The sequence below is a fragment of the Paraplanobispora takensis genome, from assembly GCF_016863195.1.
Lineage (GTDB): Bacteria > Actinomycetota > Actinomycetes > Streptosporangiales > Streptosporangiaceae > Planobispora > Planobispora takensis.
Genome location: NZ_BOOK01000016.1, coordinates 164,653 through 177,833, shown reverse-complemented (window position 1 = coordinate 177,833; position 13,181 = coordinate 164,653). Strand labels below are relative to the sequence as shown.

The 13,181-nt window shown below is 72.9% G+C and carries 9 protein-coding genes; 5 read left to right on the top strand and 4 right to left on the bottom strand.

Annotated features, from left to right (window positions below):
- Positions 1 to 95: 95 nt before the first annotated feature.
- Positions 96 to 1,724 (bottom strand): RNA polymerase sigma factor, encoded by a 1,629-nt coding sequence (locus Pta02_RS12390; protein ID WP_203874905.1) that lies wholly within the window; start codon positions 1,722 to 1,724, stop codon positions 96 to 98.
- Between the two features lie 241 nt (positions 1,725 to 1,965).
- Positions 1,966 to 4,059 carry a SpoIIE family protein phosphatase gene (locus tag Pta02_RS12385; RefSeq protein WP_203874904.1) on the bottom strand — a complete coding sequence of 698 codons (2,094 nt, stop codon included), beginning with the start codon at positions 4,057 to 4,059 and terminating at the stop codon, positions 1,966 to 1,968.
- A gap of 637 nt (positions 4,060 to 4,696) precedes the next feature.
- Between Pta02_RS12385 and Pta02_RS12380 the strand changes: the two genes are divergently transcribed.
- The 5 genes from Pta02_RS12380 to Pta02_RS12360 all read left to right on the top strand — a co-directional run bounded on the left by Pta02_RS12380 (position 4,697) and on the right by Pta02_RS12360 (position 9,457).
- Positions 4,697 to 4,939 (top strand): hypothetical protein, encoded by a 243-nt coding sequence (locus Pta02_RS12380; RefSeq protein ID WP_203874903.1) that lies wholly within the window; start codon positions 4,697 to 4,699, stop codon positions 4,937 to 4,939.
- A gap of 427 nt (positions 4,940 to 5,366) precedes the next feature.
- Positions 5,367 to 6,878, top strand: a complete 1,512-nt coding sequence (locus Pta02_RS12375; protein WP_239130372.1) for a hypothetical protein — start codon at positions 5,367 to 5,369, stop codon at positions 6,876 to 6,878.
- Positions 6,879 to 6,887: 9 nt separating this feature from the next.
- On the top strand, positions 6,888 to 7,643 hold the full coding sequence (locus Pta02_RS12370) for a LamB/YcsF family protein (protein ID WP_203874902.1): 756 nt from the start codon (positions 6,888 to 6,890) through the stop codon (positions 7,641 to 7,643).
- A gap of 43 nt (positions 7,644 to 7,686) precedes the next feature.
- Entirely contained in the window at positions 7,687 to 8,442 is a 756-nt protein-coding gene (locus Pta02_RS12365; protein ID WP_275423575.1) for a 5-oxoprolinase subunit B family protein, read from the top strand.
- A gap of 4 nt (positions 8,443 to 8,446) precedes the next feature.
- Positions 8,447 to 9,457 (top strand): 5-oxoprolinase subunit C family protein, encoded by a 1,011-nt coding sequence (locus Pta02_RS12360; RefSeq protein WP_203874901.1) that lies wholly within the window; start codon positions 8,447 to 8,449, stop codon positions 9,455 to 9,457.
- 66 nt (positions 9,458 to 9,523) lie between these two features.
- On the opposite strand, the gene Pta02_RS12355 is transcribed toward Pta02_RS12360, so the two are convergent.
- Positions 9,524 to 10,612: a winged helix DNA-binding domain-containing protein gene (locus Pta02_RS12355; RefSeq protein WP_203874900.1), complete on the bottom strand. Its 1,089-nt coding sequence runs from the start codon at positions 10,610 to 10,612 to the stop codon at positions 9,524 to 9,526.
- A gap of 53 nt (positions 10,613 to 10,665) precedes the next feature.
- On the bottom strand, positions 10,666 to 13,005 hold the full coding sequence (locus Pta02_RS12350) for an AAA family ATPase (RefSeq protein WP_203874899.1): 2,340 nt from the start codon (positions 13,003 to 13,005) through the stop codon (positions 10,666 to 10,668).
- Positions 13,006 to 13,181: the final 176 nt, after the last annotated feature.

The following is a 13,181-nucleotide window of genomic DNA, read 5'->3' as shown; positions in this document are numbered from 1 at the left end:
ACTCTGCGTTATCGATCGATTACAACCGTGTAAACGACGCGGCGGCCCGCACCGGGAGGTGCGGGCCGCCGACGATCGATCTTCCCGATCCGGTCCTAGTCCAGGTAGTCGCGCAGGACCTGGGACCGGGACGGGTGACGGAGCTTGGACATCGTCTTCGACTCGATCTGGCGGATGCGCTCGCGCGTCACCCCGTAGACCTTGCCGATCTCGTCGAGGGTCTTCGGCTGGCCGTCGGTGAGGCCGAACCGCATGGAGACGACGCCCGCCTCGCGCTCGGACAGCGTGTCCAGAACGGAGTGGAGCTGTTCCTGCAGCAGCGTGAAGCTGACCGCGTCCGCGGGAACGATCGCCTCGGAGTCCTCGATGAGGTCACCGAACTCGCTGTCGCCCTCCTCGCCCAGCGGGGTGTGGAGGGAGATCGGCTCGCGGCCGTACTTCTGGACCTCGATGACCTTCTCGGGGGTCATGTCGAGCTCGCGGGCCAGCTCCTCGGGGGTCGGCTCGCGGCCGAGGTCCTGCAGCATCTGCCGCTGGACGCGGGCCAGCTTGTTGATCACTTCGACCATGTGGACCGGGATGCGGATGGTCCGCGCCTGGTCGGCCATGGCCCGGGTGATCGCCTGCCGGATCCACCACGTGGCGTAGGTGGAGAACTTGTAGCCCTTGGTGTAGTCGAACTTCTCGACCGCACGGATCAGGCCCAGGTTGCCCTCCTGGATCAGGTCCAGGAAGAGCATGCCGCGGCCGGTGTAGCGCTTGGCCAGCGAGACCACCAGACGGAGGTTGGCCTCCAGCAGGTGGTTCTTGGCCCGGCGGCCGTCCTCGGCGATCCACTCCAGCTCGGCGCGGACGTCCACCGGCAGCTTCTCGCCGTCGGTGCCCAGCTGCTCCTCGGCGAACAGACCCGCCTCGATGCGCTTGGCGAGCTCGACCTCCTGCTCGGCGTTGAGCAGGGGGACCTTGCCGATCTGCTTGAGGTAGTCCTTGACCGGGTCGGCGGTGGCGCCGGCGGCGGCGACCTGCGCCACGGGGGCGTCGTCGTCGTCGTCGGAGAGGATCAGGACCTCGTCCTCGGTCTGCGGGCCGGCCTCGGCCTCGACCTTGGGCTCCTCCTCGGCCTCGGGCTCCGGTTCGACCTCGACCTCGACCTCTTCGGCCTCGGCCTCCAGGTCGAAGTCCTCGAGCTCGACGTCGTCGAGGTCGATCTCCTCCTCGTCCTCGGCGTCGACCGCCTTGGGCTTGGAGTCGGCCTTGGCCGCGGGCGCCTCGGGCCCTGCGGCCTTGGCCGGACCGGGCGTCGGCTTCTTGGCCACCGGGGCGGCCTTCTTGGCGGGGGCGGCCGGCTTCTTGGCCGCCGGGGCGGGCTCGGAGCCGCCGACGACCGCGGTGACGGTCTCCGGCTGCTCCTTGGCCGCCGCGGCCGCGGTCTTGGTCTTCTTGACCGGGGCGGCGGGCGTGGCAGGGGTACGGCGCTTGGCCTGGGGCCGGGACTTCTTGGGGCCGGCGGAGTCCTCAGCAGTCAGTCGTACGGTGATGCCCTCTTTGCTGAGGCTGCGCAGGATTCCAGCGACCTGCGCCATCGGAATGTCCGCTTCCTCGACGGCCTTGCGGACATCCTCGGACTCGAGGAACCCCTGCGAGCGCCCCCGCTCCATCAGCTGCTGAATGACGGGCTCGTTCAGCTCGGATGGCTTCGAGCGAGTCGAACTTGCAGGCGACACGAACACCTCTCGAAGGAAAGCGAGACGAGAATGGACTCTGATGCCCGCTAGGGGCGGATGCCTCTAGTTGCGATCAGCGAGGCCGTGCGAACCGCGACGCACCTGCACAACATTCTGGCACGGCACCGTGATTCATACGGCCGCCTCCCGGCGGTTGCCCTCCACCCTAGGCCGACGAAGACAGTAGTGCGTACGGAAGCGGGGCACCGATATCCGAAAGCAACCCTTATGACTGTTTCATTCAGTCACTCTTCGTCGTCGGAGGGACATGAATCGCGAGCACCGTGACGTCATCATCCTGCTCATACCCCGCCAACATGCGATCCACCAGGAAATCCAGCAGCATATGGGGACTTCCCACAACTTCTAGCGGCGCTTCGGTCACAACCGAGCAAAGCTCCGCGAGTCCGGCATCCAGCCCTCGCTTGCGGTTCTCCACCAGCCCGTCGGAGTACAGGACGGCGGTGTGGCCCGGCGGGACGCAGAAGCGGAACTGCCGGCGGCTGGCCGGCCAGCCGAGCGGGGTGCCGGGCTCGCCCTCGCACAGCAGCGGCACGCCCTGCGGTGAGACGAGCAGGGGCGGCGGGTGGCCCGCCAGCGCCAGCGTGCCCTCTCCGGTGCCGGGCTCGACCACCATGTAGGCGAGCGTGGTGACCTGCTCCTCCTCCTCGGTCGCCTCGAAGACCCGGTCCAGGCCGGTGAGGACCGCCGCGGGCGGCGGGTTGGTCAGCGCCAGCGCCCGCATGGCGTTGCGGATGCGGCCCATCCCGGCCGCGGCCTTGACGCCCTTGCCCATGACGTCGCCGACCACCGCGGCGACCCGGCCGTCCTGCAGGACGAACGCGTCGTACCAGTCGCCGCCGACCTGCACGTGACGGCTGCCCGAGCGGAAGCGCTGGGCCAGGGTCAGCCCGCGGACCACCGGCAGGCGGTCGGGCAGCAGGCTCCGCTGGAGCGTCTCGGCGGTGCGGTGCTCGCGCTCGAACAGGGTCGCCCGCTCGACGGCGAGCGCGCACTGCCCGGCCAGGGCCTCCAGGAAGACGCCGTCCTCCTGGGAGATCTTCTGGGGGCGGGTGAAGGCGAAGCGCAGCGCGCCCAGGGCGCGGCCCGCGGCCAGCAGCGGGAGCCCGACCCAGGCCCGCTCGTCGCTGTGGGTGACGAATCCCTTGATGAGATCCTCGTCGCCTCCGGCGTCGACGAGCTGGGACAGCAGGCTGTCGGGCGACTCGGCGAAGACCGGGCGGCGGCTGTTGACCGCCATGGTCATCACGCTGGAGTGCGACAGCGGGATCTCCTCGCCGGGCGCACCGGGGACGTCGGGGATGCCGCCGCTGTTGACCAGCTTCAACGCGGCCCGGTCGGCGTCGAGCAGCGCCACCGCCGAGCGGTCGGCGGCCAGTGCCGTGCGGCCCACGTCGATGATCACCTGGACCACCTGCTCGACGGTGAGCGCCTCGGCCAGCATGGCCGTGGCGCCCTGCAGCCGCGCCGTGCGCAGCGCCGCGGCGCCGAGCTGGTCGGTCAGCCGGCCGCGCATCTCCTCGGCCTCGCGCTGCGGGGTGACGTCGGTGTTCGCCCCGACCCACTCGACGACCTTGCCGTGCCGGATGATCGGTACGGCGCGCACCTCGAAGTGGCGGTAGCCGCTGGCCCGGGTGCGGACGCGGTAGTTCCACTCGAACATGGTCCGGCCGCGCAGGGCCTCGCGCCACGCCTCCTCGGTGTGCACGCGGTCGTCGGGGTGCACGGCCTCCAGCCAGCCGTGGGCGAGGTATTCGTCGAGCCCCTGGCCGGTGATGGCCCGCCACTGCGGGGCGTCCTCCACGGTCGCGCCGCTCGGAGCCGTGATCCACACGAGCTGCGACTGCGCCTCGACGAGCGAGCGGTAGCGCTCCTCGCTGCGCCGCAGGTCCTCCTCGACCTTCCGGCTCTCGGTGACGTCGACGCCGACCAGGCAGACCGCGCGCAGCACGCCCTTGTCGTCGTGGACCGGCGAGAAGGTCAGCGACCAGTGGTGGGTCTGCCCCTCGGCCGTGCGCACCCGGATCCGCTGGCCGTTCTCGACCGCGGCGCCCGCCACGACGCCGCGGACCGATCCCTCGACCAGAGCGGTGAGATCGGCGGACAGCAGCTCTCCCGGGGCGCGGCCGACCAGGCGCTCGGCGGGCAGGCCGACGACGCCGGCGAAGACCTCGTCCACCCGCTGGAAGCGGCCGTCGAGGTCGAAGAACGCGAAGGCGAACGGCGACTGAGACAACAGGCCCTGGAGAAGGCCCGAGTCCGAGATGTCCACATCCGACTCCCGGGGACGGGGCACGGAGGTTTCGGCGCTCATGGTCGGCACCTCCGTCGCGTGCCAGGGTCTCCCACGAGGCACATCTCCAAACTTGCGAATCGTCGTAGCACGGCTCCGGGGAACCGGATCCTGCACTACATCATCGGCGATGGGCACCTACGGACGGAAGCCCCGCCCATGATGCGATGACCCCCCCGGCCCGAGGACCGGGATGTCCACGGTAACGCGCCGGGATTCCAGCATGACGGCGCCTCGCAGGGCCCCGCCGGGCACGCGGCCGACCGGTGGCCGCACCACCGGGCCGGCGTCCGCACCCCCCGGTCCCGCCTCCCGGAGGGGACGGCGAGGACCTGATCACACCGGCGCGAGCACCGCCGGCGTCCCGCAGCGCTCGCGGCCAGGACACTAGCAGGATCGAGCCGGACCGTCCCGACAACCGCCCACCTCGTCTCGGTCGGAGTCCTGACAAGATCAGCCTACTGACCCGCACCCTATTTGGCTTCCCGTTCCGGGACATCCTTTTACCCTCCCGTGGTAGGGGCCAGTCAAGACATGGGTCAGCTTTCCATGTCACCCATCGGAGGCTTGACACTGGCGCGATACGTTATGGAATGAAAACGCACGTCCTCGCCGCCCATCCGGGAATATCCCGGTAACCCGGAGGAATGTGACATCCATGCCCGCTCTCGCCACCCGCTTCACCAACGGCCCGACGGGACTCCGTGAGCCCGTGAGCGCCCGCCTGGCCGCCGAGTTCCTCACCGTCCCGCTCGACACCGTGGACAGATGCGTGGCCGACGTCTTCGCGTGCACCGAGCATCTGGGCGTCGAGGCCACTGCCGAGGTGATCGAACGTGTCGCCCGCGAGCATCTCCTCGCGATCGTGAACTCGGCGCCCCCGCCGCGAGGCCTCCGATAGCGTCCGGACGGCGGCCGTTCCCCGTTCCTCCGTGCCGATCGGCCTTCATGGGCTAGGATTGCCCCCGATCGCGCGTAAAGGCGGAGGGGCCCGAGCGGGTGATCACACAAATGTGGCGTCGCCGGGTGATTCCCGCCCTGGGAACGGAAAGCGCCTGCGGAGACCGGACAGACCCGCGGGCGGCTGTCGGCCCAGATCGGTGAAGCAGGAACAACCGAGAGAGCCGTTGAACCGAACGGTCACCATGTCGCGTTCCATTCACCCATGGAGTCGGGAACGCGAGAAGGTTGAACGTGATCGAGCGGAGCGGACGGACCGGCGGAGACCACGGTCCCGGGACAGCGCGGCCGGCGGGGGAGGCCGCTTGAGCCGCCGGCACCGCAGGGACCCCCGGGAGAGCCAGGCTCCCGACGAGGTGTTCTCGGAGATGCTGCTGGCCGCCCGCGAGCTCCTCGCCGTCCGCAGCCCGCTGGACGCCGAGCTCATGGTCTCCGACATGGTGGGCGCCTGGTGGGGACGGCGGCTGCGGCGGGGGGACGCCGAGCAGGTCCTCGGCGAGGGCCTGGTCGACTACGCCGCGAAGGCCGGCACGCCCGCCGCGCTGACCCTGCTGATCGCGCTCGCCTACCTCGGCACCGCCCGCCAGGCCGCCAAGGCCGAGGGCGCGGCGCTGGCGCTCATCGAGCGCGGCGTGGCCCGGCCCCGCTGGGCCGACCGGCTGGGCGTGGTCAAGCCCACCGGCTGCTACGTCTCCCGCGACGCCTACGGCGACCAGGACACGGTGGTGTGCACCTTCGGCTACCGGGGTTCCGACAGCGGCGAGGACCGGCACGCCCTGGTCATGGTCGTCGACTACAACATGCGGGGCATCGCCCGCGACGCCTGGGTCTCCTCGCACGTGGACAAGCTGCTGGAGCAGGCCAGGGCGGAGGCCGACGCCAACGCGATGCTCCGCTTCGAGGAGATCGAGCCGCAGCAGGCCAGGGCCCTGCTGGAGTCGGCCATGAAGGCCACCGCCGAGTACGGCGACCGCAAGACGACCGCCCCGGTCAGCGACAGCTACAGCGCCTATCACGCCTTCGCCCGCTCCCGGATCAAGGCGCTGCCCCCCGGCCGCAAGCGCCCGGCGCCCCTGCACAGCGAGGCGCCCTACAGCCGCGACCGCCGGGCGATGCTGGCCGCGGAGTTCCTCTCCTCGGACGCGGCCGAGCACCTGTCGGACCCCTCGGCGGCCTCCCGGTGCGCCGACCACATCATCGACTACGGCTGCGACCAGGACTTCGGCCGCCCGCTGCGGGTCAGCCCCACCAAATGCGAGACCTTCCTGCTCGACTGGCTGCCGCGCAAGGTGATGCTCAGCCCGGCCGAGCAGGAGGCGATGCCGTACGCCCTGAGCGCCTGGGCGCGCTTCGCCGCGCACCGCAGCGGGCTGGCGGAGGAGGGGCTGCGCGCCACCCTGGACGGGGTCTGGGAGGCCACGGCCAAGTTCGCCGAGACCTACCGCGACCCGACGACCTTCGGCCTCGACCGCGACCTGGTGGAGCGGCTGCTGCCGGACGGGGACCTGTCGGCCCTGGCCCGGCGGGTCTTCGCCTTCCCGTTCCTGCAGGGCATGCACGGCGAGATCAAGCTCGACCTGCTCAACCCCGCCGACGAGACCGACCGCCGGGTGCTGCTGGAGATCGACCACGGCGACGACCGCGACCGCTTCGACTACGACGAGCACCTGGCCTGGCACGAGGAGATCGCCGCCCGGCTGTGGGAGGGCGACCCGCCGCAGCTGTGGGAGGCCGCCCAGCGGCTGCTGGACCTCGGTCACGACAGGCACGAGGTCCTGCACGTGCTGATCGAGATCGCCGAGCGGATCGGCGACGACCCCGAGGAGCTCGCCACGGCCCTCGACGACATCGCGGACATTCCCGACGAACCTCCCATGTAGGGGTGAGCCATGGTGATCGACCTCAACGCCGACCTCGGTGAGAGCTTCGGCATCTGGCGACTGGGCGACGACGCGGCCCTGCTCGACGTGGTGACCAGCGCGAACGTCGCCTGCGGATTCCACGCCGGCGACCCGGTCACGATCCGCCGCACCTGCGCGGCCGCGATCGACCGGGGGGTGTCCATCGGCGCCCAGGTCTCCTACCGCGACCTGGCCGGGTTCGGGCGCCGCGAGATGGAGATGGACCCCGAGGAGCTGTGCGCCGAGGTGCTCTACCAGATCGCGGCGGTGGACGGCATCGCCAGGGCGATGGGCGGGCGGGTCTCCTACGTCAAGCCGCACGGCGCGCTCTACAACCGCATCTGCCGCGACCCCGAGCAGGCCGAGGCGGTCGTGGTGGCCGTGGCCGACTACGACCGGACCCTGCCGGTGCTCACCCTGCCCGGCTCGGCCGTCCACGACATCGCCGCCCGCGAGGGGGTCGCCACCGTCACCGAGGCCTTCGCCGACCGCGCCTACACGCCCGCCGGGACCCTGGTCTCCCGCCGCTCCCCCGGCGCGGTGCTGCACGACCCCGGCACGGTCGCGGCCCGGGCCGTGCGCATGGCGACCGACCAGGTCGTGACCGCCGACGACGGATCCCAGGTCACGGTCCGGGCCCGATCCATCTGCCTGCACGGCGACACCCCCGGCGCCGTACGGCTGGCGCGGGCCGTCCGCGACGGCCTGGCCGACGCCGGAGTGATCGTGAAGGCCTTCACGTGAGACCGGCCGGCGCCGGCCGGTCCCGCCGTCCCGGAGGGCGCCGGTGATCGGCCCGGACACCGCGGGCACGCCGGGCGGCGCGGGTCGTCGAGGCACGCCGGACGGCGCGGACGCGATGACGGTGGGCGGCGCGGACGGGCGGGACACGCCGGGCGGCGCGGGTTCCGGCGGGGAGGCGGTGATCCGGCGGGCCGGGGAGCACGGGCTCCTGGTGGAGACCGGGGCGCTGGAGGCCTCCCACCGGCTGGACGCGCTGCTGCGGGCCGACCGGCCGGACGGGGTCGTGGAGATCGTTCCCGGTCCGGCCACCGTGCTGGTCGTCGCGCCGGGCGCCGACCTGCCCCGCCTCAGGTCGCGGCTGTCCCTCCTGATGCGTACGGCGGCCGCCCCCGGTGCGGGCGCCGCCGCGGCGGACGGGGTCGTGACGGTCCCGGTGGTCTACGACGGCGCCGACCTCGGGGAGGTGGCCGCGCTGACCGGCCTGTCCCCGCGGGAGGTGGTCGAGCGGCACACGGGACGGGAGCTGGTGGTGGGCTGGCTGGGCTTCGCCCCGGGGTTCGCCTACCTCACCGGCCTGGACCCGGTCCTGCACGTGCCGCGCCTGGCCACCCCGCGCACCTCGGTCCCGGCGGGAGCGGTGGCGATCGCGGGCCCCTACTCCGCGGTCTACCCCGCGGCCTCGCCCGGCGGCTGGCGGCTGCTCGGCCGCTCGCCGATGCCGGTGTGGGACGTGGCGGCCGATCCGCCCGCCGTCCTGACCCCCGGCACCCGCGTCCGCTTCGAGGCGGTCACCGGATGACCGCATGATCGAGGTGATCGCGCCGGGGCCTTACGCCACCGTGCAGGATCTCGGGCGCCCCGGGTACGGCCATCTGGGGGTGCCCCGCTCGGGCGCCGCCGACGCGCCGAGCCTGCGGCTGGCCAACCGCCTGGTCGGCAACCCGCAGGAGGCGGCGGGAATCGAGCTGACCTTCGGCGGGGCCCGCCTGCGCCTGTCCGCCGGGGCCTGGGTCGCCCTCACGGGCGCTTCATGCCCGGTCGAACTCCTCGTCCCCGGAGGGCCCGGGACAAGCGGCGCGGAGGCGGGAGACCAGGAGATAGACGCCCGGCACGAGAGGCGCGGAGCCGACGGCCGGGAGGCGGATACCGGAGACGCACGGGGTCTACGGCGGGAGCCCGGAGCGGAGATCCCGGGCGGGCGGGGTCTACGCCGGGACCTGCGGGCCGGGATGTACGCGCCGTTCTGGGTTCCGGCGGGCGGCCTGGTGCGGGTGGGCACGCCCGCCACCGGGCTGCGCACCTATCTCGCGGTCCGGGGCGGCGTGGACGTGCCGCCGGTGCTCGGCAGCCGCTCGACGGACTCGCTGTCCGGCCTCGGTCCCGCCCCGCTGTCCCCCGGCGCGACCCTGCCCGTGGGCCCGGCCCGGGAACTGGCGCCGATCACGGTGGACGCGGCGCCGCCCCCTCCCGCGGCGCGGACTCCTGTGCGGCTGCTCGCCGGTCCGCGGGACGACTGGTTCGTCCCGGACGCGCCGGCGGCCCTGTGCGCGCGGCCGTACGAGGTCAGCCAGGACAGCAACCGGGTCGGCGTGCGGCTGCGGGGCGCGGTGCTGAAGCGGGCCGTGGACGGGGAACTGCCCAGTGAGGGCATGGTGGCCGGGGCGCTGCAGGTGCCGCCCGACGGGCAGCCGATCGTCTTCCTCGCCGACCACCCGCCGACCGGCGGCTATCCCGTCATCGCCGTCGTCGCCCCCGCCGACCTCGCCCGGATCGCCCAGCTCCGCCCCGGCGACACGGTCCGCTTCCGCCTCTGACGGCTGCGCCTGCGGCGACGCGGTCCGCTTCCGCCTCCGGCCTGCGGCGACGGGCCGGAGAGCCCGCTATCCCAGGAGCGCCGCGACGCGCTCGGCCTCGGCCTTCAGGTCCGCGGGGGGCACGTCCTCGAACAGGTCGAAGACGATCTCGCCGTTCCTGGCCTCCCACACTCCGGCCACCCGGCCCCGGTGGACCACGACCGGGGAGATCCATCCGGCGGCCCTGCTCACCTTGGGCCTGGCCTCCTTGGGCAGGAGCGGTTCGAGGTCGCGGGGGGCGCCCAGGATGTACTGATCGAAACCGGGCAGCAGGTGGACGCCGGCGGCGGGTGAGGTCGCGGCCAGATCGTCGAGGTGCCCGGCGAGCAGGACCATCGGGCGGCCCTCCACCTCGATCTCGGCCAGCTCGGGCGCCAGGTCGCGGAACCAGCCGCGCAGGTCGGCCTTCCTGGCGCCGCCCCGCAAGAGCCAGGCGTCGAACGTCTCGGGGGTGCCGGGGCCGTGGGCGCCGAGGAAGGAGCGGACCAGGGCCATGCCGCCCTCCGCGGCCGAAGGGGGCTCGGACGGCCAGCCCGGCACCCAGTCGCGGGGGCTGACGAAGGTGACCCTGCCCTCGCGCGGCGGACCGTAGCACAGCTCGCCCAGGAAGCTGAGCGGCTTGAGCAGCGCGCCCCAGCCGGAGGTCAGCGCCTGCCTCAGGTGGACGTCGCCGGTGACCTCGATGACGCCCTCGACCAGCTCCTCGCGGGTGAGCGTGCGCCCCTCCAGCGCCCGGGGGACGGCCTCGACGATGGCCGCCACCTCCGCGGCGGTCACCCCGTGGCCCCGCTGCCACGATCCCTTGTCCCAGTGGCGGAACGAGCCCAGGACCGCGGCGTAGGAGGCCAGCTCGTCGGCCGGGACCAGGTGGAGCGTGCCGCGCGCCGTCCAGGTCTTGACCAGCGTGCGCTCCCGCCACAGGGCCTGCCCGATCTCACCGCGCCGGGGCCGCGCCTGCCGTACGGCGACCGCCAGCTCGGCCGACGAGGCGACCTGGGCCTGCACCCCGCTCAGCCGCCGGACCACCGAGACCGCCTCGCCCCCCGCCACCGGGTCGACGAACTGCCGCCTCAACCGCCAGGCGAGCACCTGCGGCCACGTCACCGAAATCGTCATGCCCCACTTCCTACACCCCGGCGGTGACAGTCCACCGGCCGTGCCGTACGGGGTCAGCGGCCGGAGATCTCGTCCACCGCGTCGCGCACGTCGGCGCCGGTGACGGTGGTCAGCTCCGCGGAGCTGGCGGTGCCGCCGAGGGCGGCCAGGCGCACGTCGCGGAGCATCGCGGCGCGCTCGAACAGCGAGCGGACGAAGCGGCCGTTGCCCAGGCCGTCGATCGACCCGTCCTCGCAGACCCAGGTGAAGACCGCGGCCAGGTTCTCCCGGGCGGCCTCGTCGAACCTGTCGCCCGACCGCTCGGCGAGCAGCTCGGCGATCTCGGCGAGCTCGCCCGGCGTGTAGGAGGGGAAGCGCACCCGCTGGTTGAACCGGCTGGCCAGCCCCGGGTTGGTGGCCAGGAAGGAGGTCATCTCGCGCTCGTATCCGGCCAGGATGATCACCAGCCGGTCGCGGTCGTCCTCGGCCCGCTTGAGCAGGGTCTGCACGGCCTCGGCCCCGAACGCGTCGCCTCCGGCGTAGCCGCTGTTGACCAGGCTGTAGGCCTCGTCGACGAACAGCACCCCGCCCAGCGCCCGGTCGACCAGCTCGTTGGTCTTGATCGCGGTGGAGCCCAGGTGCTGGCCGACCAGGTCGGCGCGCTGGGCCTCCACCACGTCCGGACGGGCGAGCAGGCCCAGGGCGGCGAAGATGCGGCCGAGGATGCGGGCCACGGTGGTCTTGCCGGTGCCGGGCGGGCCGGTGAAGACGAAGTGCCGCATCTGCGGCGGGGTGGGCAGGCCGCGCTCCTGGCGCATCCTGGCCACCCGGAGCTGGGCGGTGATCGCGTGGACCTGCCGCTTGACCGGTTCCAGCCCGGCCATCCGGTCCAGGTCGGCCAGGGCCTCCTCCAGGGTGGGCGTGGCCTGATAGCCGCGGTAGCGGGCGGTGAGCTCGTCGAAGGCCTTGGCGACGTCCGGCTCGGTGGTGGTCACCAGGTCCTCGGTGGTGGGCGAGCCGCCCGCGCCGACCACCCGCACGTCGCGGGCCTGGGCGGCGGCCTCCACCAGGCTGCGGACGAACCGGGCGTTGCCCAGCTCGTCGACGATCCCGCGGCGGTGGACGTCTTCGAACCTCGCGAGGAGCGCGGGCCGGGCCTCCTCGGCCATCCGGTCGCCGCGGCGCCGCTGCAGCAGGTCGGTGATCTGCACCAGCTCGCCGGGCGCGTAGCCGGGGAAGCGGACGCGGGTGGCGAACCGGCTGGCCAGACCGGGGTTGCTGGTCAGGAAGGAGGTCATCTCCTTCTCGTATCCGGCCAGGATGACGATCAGCCGGTCGCGGTCGTCCTCGGCCCGCTTGAGCAGCGTCTGCACGGCCTCGGCCCCGAAGCGGTCGGGCTGGCCGTCACCGGAGTTGATCAGGCTGTAGGCCTCGTCGACGAACAGCACCCCGCCCAGCGCCCGGTCGATCAGCTCGTTGGTCTTGATCGCGGTGGCCCCGAGGAACTCCCCCACGAGGTCGGCGCGCTGGGCCTCCACCACGTACGGCGTCTCCAGCAGGCCGAAGGCGTAGAAGATCTTCGCGACGGTCCTGGCCACGCTGGTCTTGCCCGTGCCGGGCGGGCCCACGAACACGAAGTGGCGCATCGGCGGCTCGGTGGAGTATCCGGCCTCCCTGCGCAGGCGGGAGGCCTCGATCGAGGCGGCGATGGAGCGGACCTGCTCCTTCACCGGGGCCAGGCCGATCATGGCGTCCAGCTCGCCGAGCGCCTCCTCCACCGAGATCGGCGGCGGCGCGGACCTGCCGCCGTGGCTCTGGACCTGCGGCGCGCCCTCCTGGACGCGGACCCTGACCGGCTGCTCGTACTCCGGCAGCGTCCCCCTGACCCTGCGGGCCTCGACGAAGCGGTAGAGCAGGACCGCGGCGGCCACGCCGTAGGCGGCCCACGGGCCGGCGACGGGCGCGATGAAGTACAGCGCGAAGGCGGCCACGGCGGCGGGGACCAGGGCCATCAGGGTGGTCAGCCACGGCGGGACCCAGCGGATGAGGTGGGCGACCCCGGCCACGGCCACGCCCAGGACCAGCAGGAGCGCGGGGGCGGGCGACTGCGGACCGTACAGGCCCATGAAGAAGCCGAGCAGGAGCATCCACCCGGCCAGGACCAGCACGGTGGCGCCGGCGCGGGGGAAGCGCAGGGTCAGCGCCGCGAAGCCGAGCAGCGCGATCGTCAGGAGGGCGGTGGTGAACAGGGACCAGCTCAGCACCGCGGCCAGCGTCATCACGGCGAGGAAGACGCCGACGTGGAGCAGTCGTCGTCCGGCGGGGGGAAGATGGAAGTAACGTGCCCGCACCTGTTCGAACAGATCCCGTGCCGCCGCCCGCCCGGCCGGCCTGGCCCTGTCGGAGTCCCGCATCACGCCTCCCCGGTCCGCCCCCGGTTATACCGCACCGGGAAGGGGTTTGGGCGTGCCCGGGCACCGCGCCACGCCGCCGCACCAGAACAATCAGATAACCGGCATGCGGCGCGACGAACGTCACGAATGGGAATGTCACCTGCCCGCCACCCCATCCGTGACAGGCCGGCCGAATC